At 62.5% G+C, this 19525-nt stretch carries 14 protein-coding genes; 8 read left to right on the top strand and 6 right to left on the bottom strand.

Features of this window, described 5'->3' with window-relative positions:
* Nucleotides 1-143: 143 nt before the first annotated feature.
* From ACZ0AI_RS14515 to ACZ0AI_RS14505, 3 genes are all read left to right on the top strand, one after another.
* Nucleotides 144-647, top strand: coding sequence for an RNA polymerase sigma factor (locus tag ACZ0AI_RS14515; protein WP_463562475.1), 504 nt, complete (start codon nt 144-146; stop codon nt 645-647).
* Nucleotides 644-1588, top strand: a complete 945-nt coding sequence (locus ACZ0AI_RS14510) for a FecR family protein (protein ID WP_463562474.1) — start codon at nt 644-646, stop codon at nt 1586-1588. The genes ACZ0AI_RS14515 and ACZ0AI_RS14510 overlap by 4 nt, the downstream gene beginning before the upstream one ends.
* 180 nt (nt 1589-1768) lie before the next feature.
* Complete coding sequence (locus ACZ0AI_RS14505; protein WP_463562473.1) at nt 1769-4165, top strand: TonB-dependent receptor; 2397 nt, start codon at nt 1769-1771, stop codon at nt 4163-4165.
* 44 nt (nt 4166-4209) lie between these two features.
* On the opposite strand, the gene ACZ0AI_RS14500 is transcribed toward ACZ0AI_RS14505, so the two are convergent.
* From ACZ0AI_RS14500 to ACZ0AI_RS14485, 4 genes are all read right to left on the bottom strand, one after another.
* Complete coding sequence (locus ACZ0AI_RS14500) at nt 4210-6612, bottom strand: TonB-dependent siderophore receptor (protein WP_463562472.1); 2403 nt, start codon at nt 6610-6612, stop codon at nt 4210-4212.
* Nucleotides 6613-6745: 133 nt separating this feature from the next.
* A complete protein-coding gene (locus tag ACZ0AI_RS14495) occupies nt 6746-7675 on the bottom strand; it encodes a FecR family protein (protein WP_463562471.1) in 930 nt (309 codons plus the stop codon).
* Nucleotides 7672-8226 carry an RNA polymerase sigma factor gene (locus ACZ0AI_RS14490; protein ID WP_225837956.1) on the bottom strand — a complete coding sequence of 185 codons (555 nt, stop codon included), beginning with the start codon at nt 8224-8226 and terminating at the stop codon, nt 7672-7674. The genes ACZ0AI_RS14495 and ACZ0AI_RS14490 overlap by 4 nt, the downstream gene beginning before the upstream one ends.
* Nucleotides 8227-8396: 170 nt before the next feature.
* Nucleotides 8397-10556 carry a TonB-dependent receptor family protein gene (locus tag ACZ0AI_RS14485; RefSeq protein WP_463562470.1) on the bottom strand — a complete coding sequence of 720 codons (2160 nt, stop codon included), beginning with the start codon at nt 10554-10556 and terminating at the stop codon, nt 8397-8399.
* A 499-nt stretch (nt 10557-11055) separates the two neighbouring features.
* Here ACZ0AI_RS14485 and ACZ0AI_RS14480 point away from each other — a divergent pair, with 499 nt between their 5' ends.
* The 3 genes from ACZ0AI_RS14480 to ACZ0AI_RS14470 are packed head-to-tail and all read left to right on the top strand — an operon-like array spanning nt 11056 to nt 13654.
* Entirely contained in the window at nt 11056-12501 is a 1446-nt protein-coding gene (locus tag ACZ0AI_RS14480; protein ID WP_463562469.1) for a cytochrome ubiquinol oxidase subunit I, read from the top strand.
* A 2-nt stretch (nt 12502-12503) separates the two neighbouring features.
* Nucleotides 12504-13511, top strand: a complete 1008-nt coding sequence (gene cydB, locus ACZ0AI_RS14475; RefSeq protein WP_463562468.1) for a cytochrome d ubiquinol oxidase subunit II — start codon at nt 12504-12506, stop codon at nt 13509-13511.
* On the top strand, nt 13511-13654 hold the full coding sequence (locus ACZ0AI_RS14470; protein ID WP_225837963.1) for a DUF2474 domain-containing protein: 144 nt from the start codon (nt 13511-13513) through the stop codon (nt 13652-13654). Before cydB ends, ACZ0AI_RS14470 begins: the two co-directional genes overlap by 1 nt.
* A gap of 584 nt (nt 13655-14238) precedes the next feature.
* Here the strand turns inward: ACZ0AI_RS14470 and ACZ0AI_RS14465 are convergent.
* A complete protein-coding gene (locus tag ACZ0AI_RS14465) occupies nt 14239-15027 on the bottom strand; it encodes a transporter substrate-binding domain-containing protein (RefSeq protein ID WP_463565942.1) in 789 nt (262 codons plus the stop codon).
* Between the two features lie 356 nt (nt 15028-15383).
* Between ACZ0AI_RS14465 and ACZ0AI_RS14460 the strand changes: the two genes are divergently transcribed.
* Entirely contained in the window at nt 15384-16826 is a 1443-nt protein-coding gene (locus ACZ0AI_RS14460) for a TldD/PmbA family protein (RefSeq protein WP_463562467.1), read from the top strand.
* Complete coding sequence (locus ACZ0AI_RS14455; RefSeq protein ID WP_463562466.1) at nt 16826-18145, top strand: TldD/PmbA family protein; 1320 nt, start codon at nt 16826-16828, stop codon at nt 18143-18145. The genes ACZ0AI_RS14460 and ACZ0AI_RS14455 overlap by 1 nt, the downstream gene beginning before the upstream one ends.
* 101 nt (nt 18146-18246) lie before the next feature.
* On the opposite strand, the gene ACZ0AI_RS14450 is transcribed toward ACZ0AI_RS14455, so the two are convergent.
* Nucleotides 18247-19368 carry a methyltransferase gene (locus tag ACZ0AI_RS14450; protein WP_463562465.1) on the bottom strand — a complete coding sequence of 374 codons (1122 nt, stop codon included), beginning with the start codon at nt 19366-19368 and terminating at the stop codon, nt 18247-18249.
* Nucleotides 19369-19525 lie beyond the last annotated feature (157 nt).

The raw sequence follows: 19525 nt of genomic DNA, 5'->3' as shown, positions 1-19525 counted from the left end.
GGCGTGAACCCTCAAGAGGTTACCGGGCTGGTCGAGCAATGCGCTTGTGCTGCCTGGTGGCCGACGAGGGGTTGCCTTGGCTGATTGAAAATTATTATCAGCGGATATATGTTCGCAACCCGTTTCCAGCACGAGATTGCCGAGTGCGCCCGCCCCATGACTTCGATGCCCAGGAAGGCCAGTTCCAATGCTATGCCGGCGAGTTGCTGCGCTTCTTTACCCGCCAGGTGAAGTGCGACGAGCTGGCGGCGGATCTGCGTCAGGAAACCTGGCTGCGCTTTCAGCGCCATGGCAGTGGTGAGGTGGAGAACTTGCGTGCCTTCCTGTATCGCATCGCCCGTAACCTGATCATCGATCACCGTCGTCAGCAACAGGCGCGGCCCGTGCAGGAAAGCGTGTCGGTGGAACTGGAGTCGGATCAGCCTGGTCCCGAGCAGATCGTCGGTGATGGTCAACAGCTTGCCCGCCTGCAAGATATTCTTCACGATCTGCCCCCACATTTGAGCCAGGCGCTGCTGTGGAACCGCCTCGATGGCCTGACCCAGAAGGAAATCGGTCAGCGTCTCGGTGTTTCCGAAAGCATGGCCGGGCGCTATATCCTCAAGGCCCTGGAACAGTGTCAGCAGAAAATGGACTTGATGTCGTGACCACCGATTCTTCGCTTCACGCCCAGGCTCGAGAGTGGCAGGTACTGCTGCATTCCGGCCGCGCCAGCGCTGCCGACCGGACCGCCGCTAATGCATGGCGCTGTGCTTCGCCGGCCCATGAGCAGGCCGCCAGTGAGGTGGATCGGTTGTGGGCTTTGTTGGGGCAGCTTGGCGAGCAGCCCGCGGTTGCGGACTCGCCGGCGCTGGTTCTGCCACTGCGCCGTGGCCGGCGGCTGCGTTGGGCGGTACCGCTGGCCAGCGCCGCCATGCTGCTCCTGGCACTTTGGCTGCCCCAGGGCTCCTGGGTGGGCTGGTATGCCGACCTGGCGACCGCTCCGGGCGAAGTGCGCATCGTCGAATTGGAAGATGGCACGATTCTGACGCTCAATGGCGCCACCGCGCTGGACTGGAGCATCAGCGAAGGGCGCCGGAGCATTCGTCTGTATCGCGGTGAAGCGGACTTCCAGGTGGCCAAGGATGCCAGCCGGCCGTTCTTCGTCGAGGCCGGGCCAGCGCGTATTCGCGTGACCGGTACGCGCTTCGATGTCGACTACAGCGGTGGCCAGGTGGTACTGGCTGTGACCGAAGGGCAGGTGCAGGCCAGCGATGCCCGCGAGCAACCGCTGCCAGTAGGTGCGAACCAGCAGGTGCGCTGGAGCGGTGATCAACTGGAGCCTGTGCAGCCACTCGATGCCCGTCAGCAACTGGCCTGGCAGCGCGGCAAACTGGTGTTTCGTGCACAGCCTCTGAGCGAGGTGTTCGCCGAGCTAGAGCGCAGCCAGAGCCAGCGGGTGATCTTTCTCGACCAGAGCGTGCGTGACCTGAAGGTGACCGGCGTTTTCGCCCACGACGACCCGCAGGCGGTGCTGCGCGCCATCGAAAGCAACCTGCAGGTGCGCCTGGTGCGGCTGCCCGGGCTGCTGCTGGTAAGCCGCAGCTAAGGTTTTCGCCGCGCGGTCTTCAGCGATGCCGGGCCGGTCTTGCAGGTGCCACGATAGATATTTAGCGGCTGACGTAAAAATACTTACGTTCCTGGTTCAGAAACGCATCGGCGTTTCGTCTTCCGTTTCTGCAAATGCGACTTTTTCGCATGAACTTTGGCAGAACACAGGAAACCCAGCATGCGCATGACGCGTTCTCCTCTTTTCCAGGCACTGGCTGCCGCCCACCTGCTGCTCGTTGCCACGACCGCGTCAGCGCTGGAGTTCGACCTGCCTGCCCAGCGCCTCGATGCTGCGCTGACCGATTTCGCCGAACAGGCCAATGTGCGTCTGCTCTACGACGCCAGCCTGACCCAGAGCGATCGCCAGGCGCCGGCTTTGAAGGGCGACTACTCGGTTGCCGAAGGCCTGCAGTTGCTGCTGCAGGGCAGTGGCCTCAGCTACCAGATCGACCAGCAGGGTACCGTGACCCTAGTGCCGCTCGGTCAGGGCAACGACGCGCTGCAACTCGGTGCCACCACCGTCAGCGGCCAGGCCGAAGGGCGTCTCGAGCTGCCAGTGGAATACGCAGGTGGCCAGGTCGCCCGAGGTGCGCGTATCGGCATGCTGGGTAATCAGGATATGCAGGATGTGCCGTTCAGTGCGGCCAGCTACACGAGCGAACTGATCGAGAACCGTCAGGCGCGCAGCCTCGGCGAAGTGCTGACCAGCGATCCGGCGATTCGCCAGTCCAACGGCTTCGGCAACTTCTCCCAGGTGTTCGTGGTGCGCGGTTTCCAGCTCTACACCGACGATATTGCGTTCAATGGCCTGTACGGGATTCTGCCGCGGCAGATCATTTCCACCGAAGCTGTCGAGCGTGTCGAAGTGTTCAAAGGCGCCAACGCTTTTCTCAATGGCGTTGCACCGGGCGGAAGTGGGGTTGGCGGCGCGATCAACGTGGTCTCCAAGCGTGCCGAGGACACGCCCAATCGCAGTATCACCCTCGATTACGCCAGTAGCGCGCGTGCGGGTGGTCATGTGGATCTGGGGCGGCGTTTTGGTGAAGACAATCGCTTCGGAGCGCGGATCAATGTGGCCAAACGTGATGGTGAAACGGCGGTTGACGGCGAGCACTCGCACTTCAGCCTGGCCGCTGTTGGCCTCGACTACCGCGGTGAGCGGCTGCGCCTGTCGACCGATTTCGGTTACCAGAAGCAGCGCATCAACGAAGGCCGTTCGGTGGTCTATCTGACCCCCGCAGGGCTGGGCGGCAAGGTACCGAAGGTGCCGGATTCGGACGCCAATTACTCCCAGCCCTGGAGCTGGTCGCAGTTGGAAGATACCTACGGCATGTTCAACGCCGAGTACGATCTGAGCGACAACTGGACTGCCTACCTCGCCGGCGGAGGCAAGTACACGCGGGAAAATGGCGTGTACTCCTCGGTGTATGTCGCCTCTCAGGATGCTAGCGGGCAGGTTGGTCGGCTCTATTCACCGCTCGATCAGGAAACCTTCAGCAGCGTGGCTGGATTGCGTGGCCTTCTGCAGACTGGTCCTGTCAGCCACCAACTGAATGTCTCCACCAATGGTCTTTGGCAGGAGCGGCGCAATGCCTTCGAGTCGACGACTCTAGCCAATCGCCTGCCCGGCAATCTTTACGACCCTCAACCCGTGAATGAACCGGTGGCGAGCGTCAGCGGAGATCTGCACGACCCCCGCAAGACCGCCAAGGTAATCACCCGCAGCGTGGCCGTTTCCGACACCCTGGGTTTCTTCGACGATCGGCTGTTGCTGACCCTTGGGCTACGCCACCAGTCCATTGGCGCCGATGCCTGGAGTGCTGGTACCGGTGCGCGTACCGCCAATTATGAAGACAGCATCACCACGCCGGCGTATGGCTTGGTGTTCAAGGCGAGCGACGTGGTTTCGTTGTATGCCAATAGCATCGAGTCGCTTCAGCAGGGGCCAACCGCTCCTGCTGGCGCGCTCAATCGTGGAGCAATGTTCGCGCCTTACCGCACGAAACAGGTCGAGACGGGGCTCAAGCTAGATTGGGGCACCTTCGGTGGCAGCCTGGGCGTGTACCAGATTGAGCAACCCCAGGGCGTTACCGGAACTAACAATATCTACAGTGTGGATGCCGAGCAGCGTAACCGCGGCGTGGAGCTGAATCTGTTCGGTGAGCCGCTGTCTGGCTTGCGCCTGCTTGCTGGCGCGACCCTGATGGATACCGAATTGCGCGGCACTGCCGGTGGCGCCAATGATGGCAACCGCGCTGTCGGCATCCCGGAGTTTCAGTACAACGTCGGCGCCGACTGGGACGTGCCAGGTGTTTCGGGCCTGAGTTTCAACGGGCTGTTGCTGCGCACCGGCGGCCAGTACTACGACTCTGCCAATACTCTGAGCATCCCCGCCTGGACGAGGGTAGATCTCGGTGCTCGTTATGGGATGAAACTCGATGAAGAGCGCAAGTTGACCCTGCGTGCGGGCCTGGAAAACGTCGCTGACAAGGCCTATTGGGCGTCCACCAACGGTGGCTACCTGACCCAGGGCGAGCCGCGCACCCTGAAGGTCTCGGCCACTCTGGACTTCTGAGGCCACGCTCAGCCCGGCGCATTCGCACGCCAGGCTGGTTTCGCTCAGAACGTCAGCCGCAACCCCAGCGAGGCATTGCGCGGCGTGCCGTAGTAAGCCGACGACGTACTGGTGTAGTACGTCTTGTCGAGCAGGTTGTTGAGGTTGAGTGTTGCGCTGAGTTGCTCGGTGATGGGGTAGCGGGCCATCAGGTCGACCACCGCGTAGCTGCCTTGGGTGAAGCGCACCCTGTTGGGCCCCATGGCATCGCTGTAGATTGCATGCTGCCAGTTCACTCCGCCGCCCACGGTCAGGCCATTGCCAAGGTTGTCGAGCAGATAGCTGGTGAACAGCTTGGCGGTGTTTTGCGGGATATCGGTATTCAGCGCTCTGCCGTTACTGTCCTGGACGATATTGCGCGAATAGCTGGCCGTCAGTTGCCAGTCCGGCAGCAGCTCGCCGCTGAGCTCCACCTCGAAACCACGGGTTTTGGTGCCGGATTCGGCGCGGTACGCCTGGTCACCATTAGGAGCGAACTCGCCCGGTATGGAGACCGCAAAGTTGTCCTGCTCGATCTGGTAGATCGCCGTGGAGAAATTCAGGCGATCTTCGAAGAACCCCGCCTTGATGCCGACTTCGTAACCGACACCTTCCAACGGGTCGATAAAGCTGCCGGTGGCCGTGCGATTGTTCTGCGGTTTGAAGATGCTGGTATAGCTGGCATAGGCCGACCAGGTGTTGTCGATTTCGTAGACCACGCCCGCGAAAGGCGTGAACACACCGGTTTCGGTGCGCCGGGTGGTTTCATCGTCGACGCCACCGTAGTTGTCGGTCTTCTGTACGTTCTCCCAGTCGGTCACGCGGGCGCCGAGGAAGACTGACAGTTGATCCGTGGCGCGCAGGCGCAAGCTGGCATAAGTCGCTTGCTGTTTCTCGTTGTAGTTGGTGCGGCCGTTGACCGGAATGTTCGGCTCGACCGGCGTCTTGCCATCCCAGCCGTAGTAGCTGGGGATCGAGCTGTCCCAGCCGGTGAAGCTCCACAGGTCGTAGTTATCGGCCTTGTAGCGAGTCTGTTGGCGGGAATGACCGATCACCAGATCATGCTGCTGGCCCAGCAGCTCGAAGCTGCCGCGCAGGTGCATGTCGAGGCTGTCCTGCACCGGCTTGGCCCCCCAGCGGCCGCCATAGAGCATGCCACCACTTCCGGTTTCACGATTCGGATAGACACGCGCGCCTGCATAACCGAGCACTTCATCGTAGGCATAACGACCCCGGCTGACGGTCATCTTGGCTTTCCAGTCGTCGTTCAGTTGCTGGTCGATAGACGCAAAGCCCGAGGCGAAGTGACGTTCAGAGTAAGCCCAGGTACTGGCTGCCGAGGCCGAGCGAGACCAGTCGGTGCGCGAACCATCGCTGAAATACAGCGGCAGACCGCCGCGGGCGTGATTGTTGGCGTCGTGCTGCTGTGCATCTGCACCGATGGTGAGCAAGGTGTCTGGCGTCAGGTCGGCCTCCACAATGCCGTACAGCACTTTGTGCCGCTCCTGCAGGCGGTCGATATAAGAACCGGCATCGCGGTAAACGGCGACCATGCGCCCCCGCACACTACCGCTTTCATTGAGTGGCCCGCCGCTGTCCAGTTCGATGGCGTTGTTATCCCAGGAGCCTGCCTGCAGGCCAATGCTGCTCTTCCATTCGCTGGTCGGGCGCTTGCGCACCAGATTGATCGTGGCGCCCGGGGTGCCGATGCCATTGGTCAGCCCCGTAGCGCCTCGGATCACTTCGATGCGGTCGTAGAGCGCCAGGTCATTGGTCTGGAACATCGAGTTGTAGGCGCTGTTGAGCAGCGGCTCGCCGTCGATCTGGTAGTTTTCGACCTGAAAGCCCCGGGAGTAGATGGCGCTGCTGTCCGAGCCCATGTTGCCGCTCTGGTTCACGCTCAGGCCAGGGGTCTGACGCACCGCATCGGTCAGCTGCGTCAGGTTCTGGTCATCCATACGCTGGCGGCTCATCACGCTGATCGACTGCGGCGTTTCGCGGATGGTCAGCGGCATCTTGGTCGCTGTGCTGGTCGAACCGGTGGTGTACGAGCCCGTGCCGTCGGTGGTGTCACCCAGGCCTGCGCCGGTGATGCTGGTGGCGCCCAGTTCCAGCGAAGCGCCGGTATCGCTCTGGCGGGTGATGATCAGGGTGTTGCCCGCACGCTGGTAAGTCAGGCCGCTGCCATCGAGGAGGCGCTGCAGCGCCACCGTGGGTTCCAGCGTGCCGTTCACGGCAGGGGCGTGCAGATGCCCTGTCAGGCTGCTGTCGGCGGCGATGCTCAAACCGGCGGCTTCGCCCAGTTGGCGCAGCGACATACTCAGGGGCTGGGCGGGCAGGTTCAGACCGACAGGGGCAGCCAGCACGGGCGCAACCAAGGCGAAACTGGCAACGGCCAGCGGGTTGCGTAGCGCAAACGAATGACGCATCGAGACATCCTTCTTATGGGAATTTGCCTGAAGGACGGAACGCATTGCGTTTCCCCTGATGTAGCGGCGACGAATGGTCGCCGCTATGCCGTTATCTTCGTGGCCGTGGCCGTGGCCGTGGCGAAGCGAATCGCTAACGCGCGCTCAGCTCGGTGCTTTGGCTGTCTTCGGTCACGCGTACCGGGGCGATGGTCGGCAGGGCGCGGATGAAGTCCTCCACGTCGCTCAGTTGCAGCACGGCACTGATGCGCGGGCTCGGGTAGCCAGCGTGGGCTTGCAGTGGCCGTTCGCGATAGCGCGACAAGCTGGCGGCGATCTCGCCAAGATCGGCGTCTTCGAACACCAGGTTGCCGCGGGTGAAGGCCAGGGCATTGTCGGCCGGCAGGTCGAGCTTGCGCAGGTGGCCACTGGCATCGACTTCCACGACCTGGCCGGCACCCACCTGCCAGGTTTCGTTCGGGTGGCGAGTGCTGGCCACTTCGACTCGGCCATGATCGACGCTGACCCGCAGCCGATCCGGCAGGCGGTTGACCACGAAGCGGGTGCCGCGCACGGTGATTTGCGCCAGGCCGCTATCGATCACGAAGGGGCGCAGAGGGTTGCGTGCGACATCGAACAGCGCCTCGCCCTGCCGCAGGTCGATCCTGCGTTGGCGCCAGCCATAACGGACGTCGATCCGGGTAGCGGCGTTCAACTGCAGTTCGCTGCCATCGCGCAGGGTGATCTGCTGGCGCTCGCCAATCGGCGTGTGCAACGCGAGCTGCTGAGGGCTCTGCCGATAACCGAGCCAGCCCGCAGCCGAGGCGAGCATCAGCACCAGCGCATAGACGCCCCGGCGCAGGTAACGTGGCTGCCCGCGTTGCTGGCGCTCCATGGCCATGGCCAGCGCCTCGGTCTGGCGGGTACTGCCGAAGTCGTCCCAGAGCGCTTCGAAGGCACGGTATTCCTCGGCGTTCGCCGGGTCGGCTGCCAGCCAGCTGCGGAATTCCGCCTGCTCCGCCAGTCGCGCATCGCCGCGCAGGCGCAGAAACCAGGCGGCGGCCTGTTCGGTCGGGTCACTCATGATTGCAGCAGGTCGCGGGCGCGGCGCAGGTCGAGCAGGGCGCGCATCATGTGCCGTTCGACCATGTTCAGGCTGATGCCCAGGCGCGTGGCGATATCCGGCTGGGTATAACCCTCGATACGGGCCATCCAGAACACCTCCGCGCAGCGCTCGGGCAGGCAGTCGAGGATGCGCTGCAACGCCTTGAGGCGCTGCTGGATATCGAGCAGGTGTTCGCAGGACGGCGCCACCTGATCGGGGGCGAGATCTTCCGGGTTGTGCGATTCCAGCGATTCCAGCCGCCACTCGCTGCGGTAGAAATCGATCAGTACCGAGTGGGCGACACGGCGCAGGTAGGCGTTGGGCTGCTCGATACGGCGCTGATGTTGCGCCAGAGCAAAGCGCAGCAGGGCGTCGTGAAGCACATCGTAAGCGCGTTGCACGCAGCGGGTGCGACGGCTGAGGCTGAGCAGCAGATCGCTGTAGGCCCAGCCAAGGTCGATGCCTTGCCAGTCGACCTTGGCGGCGTCGCGGAGCGCGGGTTGGCTGGCCTGCAGCGTGGCAATCGGCACGATAAGCCCTCTGGGTGTTGGAAGCGGCCAGAGGATAGGCAATTGGCAATGATTCGTAAATAACAATTATTGCTATTGGTGTGGCGGGCGTTAGCGCGATTGGTCTTGAGGTCGGCCATCGCCTGGCTGACTCGCTGCGATACACGGCGCAGTCAGCCAGGCGAGTCGCGTCAGTTGAAGCTGTAAGACACCCCGACGAAGGCGCCAAAACCGTCGCCCGGCGTGGAGCGAGCGGCGTCTGCGCCGTTGTCGTTGTAGCCCGGCGTGACGGTGGCGGCGTAGCGCTTGTCGGTCAGGTTGCGCAAGTCCAGCCAGGTCTGCCAGTCATCTTTCGGCGAGGCGTAGCCCAGGGTCGCGCCGAAAATGGCGTAGGCATCGGCGTAGTAGGAGTTGGCGTAATCCACGGCAACCTTCGAGGCGTACTGGGTGTTGAGCCCGGCGTAGAAACCGTTCGGGTGGCTGTAGCGCAGCTCGGCCTGGTAGTAATGACGCGGCAGGCCCGGCAGGCGGTTATCGCCGTAGGTGTCGTCGTCGCGGTAGTGGAAATCGCTGAAGGTATACGCCTGGCGCAAGGCCAGATCACCGGCTGCGCCGCCTTGCCACAGCGGGCTGTCGAGGCCCAACTCAATGCCTTGGTGGATGGTGGGGCTGGCGTTGGATTCGGAGAACACATTGTTCTCGACCTGCACGGTCAGCAGCTCGTGGCGCACGACCGAGTAGTAATAGGCCACATCCCACTGACCCAGCACGGAGTCGCCGCGCCCGCCAACTTCGAAGGTGGTGGCGGTCTGGTTGTCCATCGAGATCGGCGCGCGCTGGCGAGCGCTGTACGGCTGGTTGCTGGCCGGGAAACGCAGTGGCGAACTCCAGAGCATCGACCAGGCGTGGGGCGGTTCGACGGAGCGGCTGATATTGCCGTACAGCTGCACCTCGGGGTTGAGCTGATAGCGCAGGCCGATGCGCGGCGCGTAGTCCCAGGTGTGTTCGCTGAGCGTGTCGTCGGTGGCTGGCCAGGTCACCTCGACCTGACGGCGGGTATAGATCAGCGCCAAACCGGTGGTCAGCCACAGATCGGGCACCAGCTCGGTTTCGTTGCTGGCGTGCAGCACGTTGTCCGAGCCCAGGTGTTCATAGGCGCGCATCAGGGTGCCGGCCGGGTAATCGGTGCCACCGACGCTGATCGGTAGCGCGGCATTTTCCTTGGACTTGCTACTTGGCAGATTGGTGGTGCTGCGAAAACCGATGGTGGTATTGCTGTCGAGCCCGAACAGGGTGTGGCGGCGGTTGTAGTTCAGGGTGCCACTGACGTCGCTGTAATCCACGCGCACCCGGTAGGTGTTGCCATTCGGGGAGCTGTTCTCGACGATATCCATCGGGTAGTGGTGATAGGCCAGGCCCGCTACCAGCGTCGAGTCGTCGTCGATCTGCCAGGTGGTCTTGTTGGCCAGCCAGGTGCTGCCGGGTTGGTCGCGGTGCGCATCGATGCGCAGGTTGTTGGCGGCGGCAGCCCGTGGGTCGTGCTTGATCTGCGCTTTGGTCAGGCGGCCCGGGACGTCATGCTCGGTTTCCCGATAGCGCAGGTAGAAGCGCGTTTCCAGGTTGTCGTTGAGGCGATAACCAACGTTCGCAGCCACGCCCTTGCCTTTGCCCGAGGCATGATCCTGATAACCGTCGTAATGGCTGTCGGTGAGGTTGATGTAGTAATCGAAATCGCCTAGCACCTGACCGGAGCTGATGCTGCGTTTCTGGTAACCGTGGCTGCCGGCTTCGTAGCGCAGTTGTAGCTTGTCGGCATCACGGCCGGTGCGGGTGATGTAGTCGATGGCGCCGCCCAGGGCCAGTGATCCCTTGTCGAAACCATTGGCGCCGCGCAGCACTTCGGCGCGGCTTATCCACAGCGGCTCCAGCAGCTCATAAGGCGTGCCGCCCGAGCCGGTCAGCGGCAAACCGTCGAGCATGATGTGGTTGCCGGAAGCGTGAGAGCCGGTGCCGCGATTGATGCCCGAGCCGCGGATGGCGATCTTGATGCCCTCGTTGCCAGGCGACTGTGCGTACACGCCCGGCTGGTAGGCCAGCACATCCTGGTTGCCGGCCACGCGGCCCTGCTCGACGCGCCTCATGTCCACCAGGTTGGTGCCGCCCGGTACCTGCTTGAGCTGCTCTTCGGCCGCCTGCTGCTCGGTCAGCACCCGGTCGGTCACCTGCACGCCTTCCAGTTGCACGGTGCCCGGCCTGGTTTCGGCATAGGCGGCAGGCAACGCTGCGCAGGTCAGCAGGCTGGCGGCCAGCAGGTGGCGATGGCGCAGGGCGAAGGGGGGCAGGCAAGGCATTCGGGAAGTTCTCCGTGGAGCGGTATTTGGGATAGCGCGGGGTAGGACGGCGCCCGCGTGTGCCAGGCCACTTCTGCACCTCGTCCGATCACGCGCACGGTGCGCGATAACTGAAGAACTTAAAGCCTGTTCACGATCTTTTTTAGGCGACATAAAGCGACTGCTAAAAGGTAAAAACGGCCATTCGTTGAACACTTTTGTGGGAGAGGCTTTAGCCTCGATTTTGCCTGGATAGGCTTACAAGGCTCGAGGCTAAAGCCTCTCCCACGGGTTGGTATCGCCACTTTGCAGGCAAAGCGCCGAAATCGAGCAGACTAAGGCACAACGCCACAGCGACAGCCTGTCGCGCGGCATCCGGCCACGCTGGTAAGTGGCACCGCAAGGCGTAATCTGAAACTGATCCATTGATCCAGATCAAGGCGCCTTTCGCCTTGGCTGTTGGCGTCTGCAATCACTACAAGAATTCGATAACCGATAACTTTGATCGAGGGGCACGTCCATGTTCGGCCTAGAGGCTTTGGATCTCGCGCGCATCCAGTTCGCCTTCACCATTTCCTTCCACATCATCTTTCCGGCCATCACCATCGGCCTGGCCAGTTACCTGGCTGTGCTCGAAGGGCTTTGGCTGAAGACCGGCGAAACGGTGTACCGCGACCTCTACCATTTCTGGGCGAAGATCTTCGCCGTCAACTTCGGCATGGGCGTTGTCTCCGGCCTGGTGATGGCCTACCAGTTCGGCACCAACTGGAGCGCCTTCTCGGATTTCGCCGGTTCGGTCACCGGGCCGCTGCTGGCTTACGAAGTGCTGACCGCATTCTTCCTCGAGGCGGGTTTTCTCGGCGTCATGCTATTTGGCTGGAGCCGCGTCGGGCCGGGGCTGCACTTCTTCTCGACGATCATGGTGGCGATCGGCACGCTGATCTCGACCTTCTGGATTCTCGCCTCCAACAGCTGGATGCAAACGCCCCAGGGCTTCGAGATCGTCGACGGCCGGGTCATTCCGGTGGATTGGTTCGCCGTAGTATTCAACCCCTCGTTCCCCTACCGCCTGGCGCACATGGCCACTGCCGCGTTTCTCGCCACCGCGTTCTTCGTCGGCGCGTCGGCGGCCTGGCACCTGCTGCGTGGGCGCGACACCCCGGCGATGCGCAAGATGTTCTCCATGGCGCTGTGGATGGCCCTGCTGGTCGCTCCGGTACAGGCGGTGATCGGCGACTTCCATGGCCTCAATACCCTCGAGCATCAACCGGCGAAGATCGCCGCCATCGAGGGCCACTGGGACAACAGCTCCGGTGAGCCGACGCCGCTGATCCTGTTCGGCTGGCCGGACATGGAGCGCGAGGAAACCCGCTTCAAGGTCGAGGTGCCGTACCTCGGCAGCCTGATCCTGACCCACAGCCTCGACAAGCAGGTGCCCGCGCTGAAGGAATTCGCCAAGGATGACCGGCCCAACTCGACCATCGTGTTCTGGTCGTTTCGGGTGATGGTCGCCATGGGCATGCTGATGATCCTGGCTGGGCTGTGGAGCCTGTGGCTGCGCTGGCGCGGCAGTCTCTATCAGTCGCGCCCGTTCCTGTACTTCTGTTTATGGATGGGGCCGTCTGGCCTGATCGCGATCCTCGCCGGCTGGTTCACCACCGAGATCGGCCGCCAGCCGTGGGTGGTTTACGGGCTGATGCGTACCGCCGATGGCGTGTCGATGCACAGCGCGGCGCAACTGGGGATCACCCTGGTGCTGTTCGTGGTCGTCTACTTCGCTGTGTTCGGCGCCGGCATGAGCTACGTGATGCGCCTGGTGCGCAAAGGGCCGGTCAGCGGCGAAGGCGATCATCAGGATGACGGCGGGCCGGGCACCCGGCACACACAGGCACGACCATTGTCCGCCGCGAAGGAAGGCCTGGACGACAGCGATTCGATCACCAGCACTGCGAGCGGGAGGGTATGACCATGGGTATCGATCTTTCCGTCATCTGGGCGGTGATCATCGTCTTCGGCGTGATGATGTACGTGATCATGGACGGCTTCGACCTGGGCATCGGCATCCTCTTTCCATTCGTGCCGGACAAGGGCGAACGCGACGTGATGATGAACACCGTGGCGCCCGTGTGGGACGGCAACGAAACCTGGCTGGTGATGGGCGGCGCCGGGCTGTTCGCCGCGTTCCCGCTGGCCTACTCGGTGGTGCTCAGTGCGTTGTACCTGCCGCTGATGTTCATGCTGCTGGGCCTGGTTTTTCGCGGCGTAGCCTTCGAGTTTCGCTTCAAGGCCAGGGATCACAAACGGCATATCTGGGACAAGGCGTTCATCGGCGGCTCCATCGCCGCGACCTTCTTTCAGGGCGTGGCGCTGGGGGCGTTCATCGAGGGTATTCCGGTCGAAGGCCGGGCGTTTTCCGGCGGTTCGCTGGATTGGCTGGCGCCGTTCCCGCTGTTCAGCGGCCTGGGGCTGATCGCCGCCTATGCACTGCTCGGCTGCACCTGGCTGATCATGAAAACCGAAGGGCGCCTGCAACAACAGATGCACAGGATGGCCCGGCCCCTGGCGCTGCTGTTGCTGGCCGTGATCGGCATCGTCAGCTTATGGACGCCACTGTCTCAATCGAACATTGCCGAGCGCTGGTTCAGCCTGCCCAACCTGTTCTGGTTCGCGCCCGTGCCGCTGTTGGTGCTGGCGACCTTCTTCTACCTGCTGCGCTCGGTGGCCAACCACGACAACAGCAAGCCGTTCGTGCTGACCCTGGTACTGATCTTCCTCGGCTACAGCGGCCTGGGCATCAGTCTGTGGCCGAACATAGTGCCTGGCTCGCTGACCATCTGGCAGGCCGCCGCGCCTCCGCAGAGCCAGGGCTTCGCCTTGGTCGGCGCGCTGTTCATCATTCCGTTCATCCTCGTATACACCGCCTGGAGCTACTACGTATTCCGCGGCAAGGTGACGCCTGATCAGGGGTACCACTGATGGAAAGATCGACCGAGAAGAAACCACTCTGGCAACGCATCGCCTGGCTGGCCGGCATCTGGACGGTCAGCGTGCTGAGCCTGGGGCTGGTGTCGTATCTGCTGCGGCTGTTCATGAATGCGGCGGGGCTGAGTACGCCGTAAAGGCACCCCGTAGGGTGGATCGGGGCGCGTAGCTGACGCTTTACCCATCCACCATGGGCTAGCCGCGATTAACCCTGAGAAGCGGTGGACAAGCTTCGCGTTGTCCACCCTACTTGCTGTCATGTATTAAACCGTTTGATCGGTCTTGACGATTTCGTTTGAGATAAAAGCTCCAGAACGCAAAGCCATATATATGCCGATGGCCGAAAAGACAATAAGTGTGAATTTCCCGAGTATTGAAGTCCCTGCTCCAGCAAGAATGTATCCAAGAGTTATTGATATCATTAAAAATGGCAAGAAAAGCCACTTTGAGTTGTTCAGTGTGTGCTTTATTAACCTATTACAATGCGGGCAAGCCTGTTTAGGCGTAGGGGTGAACTCGTACCAATTAAGCGAACCCGAAAAAGGGATGCGTCGCAGTTTTCTAATATGAATGGCAGAGTGGCAGTGAGGGCAAGTCCCTTCTAGGTTCATGAGTTTCATATCAGTAAAATCCGCGTTGTTTATAAAATTTTTCACATGACGATTAGAATCGGTGACGTTATTTTTTGATCGTTCCCAGGCTCTGCGCAGGCGCGATTCAGTTACTGCGCCGGCACCGCTAACCAGTGGCCGAGCGTCTTCTGATACGCGCCGGTGGCCTTGCTCAAGTGCAGCCACTGATCCACATAGCTCTTCCAGGTCATGTCGTCGCGAGGCAGCAGGTAAGCTTTCTCGCCGTATTGCATGTAGTCCGTCGGGTTGACGGCGCACAGGCCGGGCATGCGTTTCTGCTGATACAGGGCTTCGGACGAGTCGGTGATCATCACGTCGGCGCGCTTATCCAGCAGCTCCTGAAAGATCGTCTTGTTGTCGTGGAAGTTCAGCTGAGCCTTCGGTAGATATGCCCGCGCAAAGGCTTCGTTGGTGCCGCCGGCCGGCTCGATCAGGCGCACCGAAGGCTGGTTGATCTGCTCGACGGTTTGGTAACGCGAAACGTCTTCGCAGCGAACCAAAGGAATCTTGCCGTCGACATCCAGCGTGCTGCTGAAAAAGGCCTTCTTCTGGCGCTCGAGCGTCACCGAGATACCGCCCATGCCGATATCGCATTTGCCCGCCACCATATCCGGCATCAGGGTTTTCCAGGTGGTCGGCACCCACTGCACCTTCACCCCAAGACTTTGCGCGAGGGACTGGGCCATCTCGATATCGATGCCTTCGTACCCGCCGTCTTGGCGCAGAAAGGTATAGGGCTTGTAATCGCCGGTGGTGCACACCGCCAGTTGCCCCTTCTCCAGCACCTTGTCCAGATGCGATGGCGTTTCCTGAGCCTGGGCAAAACTCGACAGGCCGATAAGCAAGGCGGCTATGGCGCTGTGTTTCAGGTTTTTCATCATGAGTCGATGCTCGCGGTTGGAGGAAGGGGCAATCTTGCAAGACACAGTAAGGATGAGGTGCCACGGAGCCAAGCCCCTGAGCGAGACACTGACCCAGACTAACCCGAATTCATTCGGGACAACGTGCTGTGAAAATGGTGGACAAGCTTCGCGTTGTCCACGCTACGTATGTCCATCAACTAGCCACGTTGAAATGCAGCCCCTGCAGGCTGAGCTGACGATGTCGCTGACGCAGAGCACCTTGCCGAGGCGTTCCCACGCGGAGCGTGGGAACGATCCACTCATTCCGAGTTGATCCATCCCGACAATCGTTCCCATACTGCCCCCTTTGCCACCAGCCAAAGGGAGCCCCGATGTTCGCCTTCAGCGAAACCCTGCAACGCCGCTTTGCCGCGCTGCACTCCACCGCCGACTTCTGGTCGTTGCGCCATGTGCGGGAAACCACCGAGCGCTATTGGGTGCGCCGCAACGTGGCGTTGGCGCCGTCGTTCGGTGACGATGCCGGCGCCATGCTCAGTGTGCGTATCGCTGGCGTAGAGGCCTACTCGGCGACCAGTGATCTCAGCCAAGCCGGGCTGCAGACAGCCCTCGACAAGGCCGAGCAACTGGCTCGGCAGCTCGCGGGTCGTAATCTGCTCGATATGCATGAGCTACCGGTGCCCCATGGGCAGGCTGATGACGTGATGCCCGGCTACGAGCGATCCCTGGCCAGCCCTGCCCACTGGTACGAGTTGCTGGCGGCCGAGTCGGCGCGGGTGCCGCGTGACGAGCGCCTAGTGGACTGGTACGCCGGCCTGAGTTTTACCGCCACCGAGCAGATCTACCTCAACAGCGCCGGTGCCCGTTTGCGGCGTGCCCAGCACTACGTGTTTCCGCAACTGGGGGTGACCGCCAGCGATGGCGCCGACAGCCAGAGCCGCAGCTTCGGTGGTACTCACCTGGCTCGCCAGGGCGGTGCCGAGGTGATCGATCAGTTGGGGCTGGTTGGTACCGCTACGCGTATCGCCGATGAGGCGCTGCAATTGCTGCTGGCGCACAACACGCCGAGCGGTCACCGTGACCTGTTACTGATGCCGGATCAGATGATCCTGCAGATCCACGAGTCCATCGGCCATCCGCTGGAGCTGGATCGCATCCTCGGTGACGAGCGCAATTTCGCCGGTACCAGCTTTATCCGTCAGGAGGATTTCGGCCGTTACCAATACGGCTCGCCGCTGCTCAACGTGACCTTCGACCCGACGGTGGCGGGCGAGTTGGCCAGCTATCGCCATGACGATGACGGCACCCCGGCGCAGCGCGAATACCTGATACGCGAGGGCATCCTGCAGCGACCGCTTGGTGGTGCGCTGTCGCAGTGGCGCAGCGGCCTGGAAGGTGTCGCCAACAGCCGTGCCTGCAGTTGGAACCGGCCGACCCTCGACCGCATGGCCAACCTCAATGTCGAGCCCGGCACGCAGCGCCTGGAGCAGATGATCGCCGGCATCGAGCACGGCATTCTGATGAGTAACAACCGCTCCTGGTCGATTGATGATGCGCGCAACAAATTCCAGTTCGGTTGCGAGTGGGGTCAGTTGATCGAGAACGGCGAACTCAAGGGCGTAGTGAAGAACCCCAACTACCGAGGCATCTCCGCGCGCTTCTGGCGTAACCTCAAGGCGGTCGGCGACGCCAGTACCTTCGAGGTGCTGGGCACGCCCTACTGCGGCAAGGGCGAGCCGAATCAGGTGATCCGTGTCGGCCACGCCACGCCGGCGTGCGTGTTCGCCGATATCGATGTTTTTGGAGGGGTTGCCTGATGGAAGCGCGTCAGCATTTCGAGCGTCTGCTCGCTTACCTGAATACCCGCCTGCAGACCGGCGAGGGGTTCACCCTGGCCTACGAGGCCGAAGCCTCCGACTTCATCCGGTTCAACCATGCCCGTGTGCGCCAGGCTGGCCAGGTGCAGCAGGCATACGCCACCCTGGCCCTGTATCAGGGTGAGCGGCATGGCAATTTCGAGCTGGCCCTGAGCGGGGTGTTCGCGGATGACCAACTGCGCCTCGATCAGGCCCTGCAGCGCCTGCGCGCGGTACTGCCGACACTGGCCGACGATCCTTACCTGCGCCTGAATCGTGAAGCCTGGCGCTGTGAAACCGCTGCGGGTCAGGGGATTCAGGACAGCCAGGCCGCCATCGCCCAGATCAATGAGGCGTCAGCCGGGCTGGATCTGGTCGGCTTCTATGCCGCCGGGCCGCAATATCAGGGCTTCGCCAGCTCCTGGGGCGCCTTCGGCTGGCACGAGGCGAGTAGCTTCAATTTCGAATTCAGCCTGTTCCATGAAAATGGTCAGGCGGTGAAAAGCAACTACGCCGGGGAGCACTGGGATGCCCAGGCCTTCAATCGCAAACTGGCGTTCGCCCGCGAGCAGTTGGAGCATCTCGGCAAGCCCGCCCATGAACTGAAACCGGGGGCTTATCGCGCCTATCTGACGCCTGCTGCACTGGAAGAGTTGTTCGGCCTGTTCGCCTGGGGTTTTTCCGCCCAGGCGCTGGCCACCGGCAGCAGCCCCTTGCAGCGCTTGTTCGTCGGGAGCGCCAGCCTCAGTGCCAAGGTGACCCTCGACGAGCGTATCGAAGGCGGTTTGGCACCGGCGTTTACCCGCGAGGGCCCGCGTCAGCCGCTGCGGCTGCTGAGCGAAGGGCAGCCCGGCGAGCGCCTGGTCAGCTCACGCAGCGCCGCCGAATATGGCTTGATCGCCAACGGCGCAGGGAGTGGTGAATATCCATTGTCGCTGCGTATGCATGGCGGCGATCTGGACGACAGCGAGGCCCTGCAACGTCTCGGCACCGGGCTGTATATCGGCAACCTGTGGTACAGCAACTTCTCCGACCTGCCGGCCGGGCGTCTGACCGGAATGACCCGCTTTGCCACTTTCTGGGTCGAAGACGGCCGCATCCAGGCACCGGTCAACACTATGCGCTTCGACGATTCGCTGTTCGATTTCCTCGGCCCGAATCTGGAAGCCCTGACCCGCGAGCCGGAACTGCTGTTGCCCGGCGGCACTTACGGCGCGCGGCAGACCGGCTCGATGGCTTTGCCTGGCGCGTTGCTGTCGCGGTTTACCCTGACCTTGTAGCGCGGCGCTGCCCGTTCCTGGGTATCGCTGCGCTCAACCGCAGGCTACGAGTGACTCTGGTAGCCCGGCGTTGAGCGTAGCGATACCCGGGGCCGCGGCGATTACTTGGTCGCCTTGAGCACCACGAACTTCGGCGTTGCCGCCACCTGCTCGACACCCCGGAACAGGCGCGCCAGCTTGGTGTGATACCCCAGGTGGCGGTTGCCGACGATCCACAGTTCACCGCCGGTGACCAATGCGTTGCGGGCTTGCTGGAACATGCGCCAGGCGAGAAAGTCGCCGACCACCTGCTGCTGATGGAAGGGCGGGTTGCACAGCACCAGATCCAGCGAGTCGGCTTCTTGCTCGGCCAGGCCGTCACCGGCGCGGACGGTCACCGGGCGATCGCCCAGCGCGGCACGCCAGTTTTCCGCGGCCGATTGCACGGCCATGTAGGACTCGTCCACCAGGGTCAGCTCGGCGCTGGGGCTGCTCAATGCGTAGGCGATGCCCAGCACACCGTTGCCGCAGCCAAGGTCGGCGACTCGACGGTTGTCCAGGTGCTTTGGCAAGTGAGGCAGAAAGGCGCGGGTGCCGATATCTAGCCCTTCGCGGCAGAACAGGTTGGCGTGGTTGCTCAGTTCGAGTGCCGGTTTGTCGAGGCGATAGCGGGTCGGGTAGGGCGACGTCGGCGTCGCTTTAGCTTCTGGCGTGGCATGCAGCAGGCGGGCTTTTTTCACCGCCAGCGAAGCCTGCACCGGGCCTATGTATTTCTCCAGCAGATCACCAGCCGCACGGGGTAGATGCTTGATCATGCCGCCAGCGATCACCTGGGCCTCAGGCGCTAGCTGGCCGTGTAGGCGGATCAGCTGTTCCTCGAGCAGCGCCAGGGTTTTCGGCACGCGGATCAGCACCAGATCGAACGGGCCACTGACCCCCTCGCTGGCCGGCACGAAGTTCACCGCATCTTCGGCAAGGCCGTTACGCGTCAGGTTGAGACGCAGCGCCAGGTGGCCCAGATGCGAGTCGCCGCTGCTGGTCACCTGGGCGCAGCCGGCCAGCGCGCAGGCCAGGGCACCGAAGCTGTCGTTGAGCAGCAGCACGCGGGTGCTGCCTGAAAGCGTCTGTACCTGTTCGAGCAGGTAGGCGTCGGCTGCATCGAAGGCCTGCAGCGGCATGCCGGGTTGCTCGGGCTGGCGCTGCAGTTCCAGGGTGGCGAAAGGAGTGACGAAAGACGACGACATGCTGATCTCGTGGTGTGCGTGGCGGTGCGCATTCTGCCATGGCGCGGTCGGCGAATCTTCAAGCTGTGCAGCAGTTGGCGTTATTGCCGCTTGTTCCGCGGCAGGGGATCGACAAGAATCGCGCCCCTGCCTATAAGGTCAAGCCCACTGACCCTTT

The organism is Pseudomonas sp. AC355 (assembly GCF_979258205.1).
Note: the sequence above shows the minus strand (reverse complement) of the source record. Positions and strands in the feature narration are given on the sequence as shown.

Excerpts from the sequence above, each read along its gene's own strand:
- ACZ0AI_RS14500 (WP_463562472.1), bottom strand. The coding sequence starts at position 6,612 with ATGCGTCATTCGTTTGCGCTACGCAACCCGCTGGCCGTTGCCAGTTTC.
- ACZ0AI_RS14470 (WP_225837963.1), top strand. The coding sequence starts at position 13,511 with ATGGAAAGATCGACCGAGAAGAAACCACTCTGGCAACGCATCGCCTGG.
- ACZ0AI_RS14505 (WP_463562473.1), top strand. The coding sequence starts at position 1,769 with ATGCGCATGACGCGTTCTCCTCTTTTCCAGGCACTGGCTGCCGCCCAC.
- ACZ0AI_RS14485 (WP_463562470.1), bottom strand. The coding sequence starts at position 10,556 with ATGCCTTGCCTGCCCCCCTTCGCCCTGCGCCATCGCCACCTGCTGGCC.
- ACZ0AI_RS14460 (WP_463562467.1), top strand. The coding sequence starts at position 15,384 with ATGTTCGCCTTCAGCGAAACCCTGCAACGCCGCTTTGCCGCGCTGCAC.
- ACZ0AI_RS14495 (WP_463562471.1), bottom strand. The coding sequence starts at position 7,675 with ATGAGTGACCCGACCGAACAGGCCGCCGCCTGGTTTCTGCGCCTGCGC.
- ACZ0AI_RS14480 (WP_463562469.1), top strand. The coding sequence starts at position 11,056 with ATGTTCGGCCTAGAGGCTTTGGATCTCGCGCGCATCCAGTTCGCCTTC.
- ACZ0AI_RS14455 (WP_463562466.1), top strand. The coding sequence starts at position 16,826 with ATGGAAGCGCGTCAGCATTTCGAGCGTCTGCTCGCTTACCTGAATACC.
- ACZ0AI_RS14450 (WP_463562465.1), bottom strand. The coding sequence starts at position 19,368 with ATGTCGTCGTCTTTCGTCACTCCTTTCGCCACCCTGGAACTGCAGCGC.
- ACZ0AI_RS14465 (WP_463565942.1), bottom strand. The coding sequence starts at position 15,027 with ATGAAAAACCTGAAACACAGCGCCATAGCCGCCTTGCTTATCGGCCTG.
- cydB (WP_463562468.1), top strand. The coding sequence starts at position 12,504 with ATGGGTATCGATCTTTCCGTCATCTGGGCGGTGATCATCGTCTTCGGC.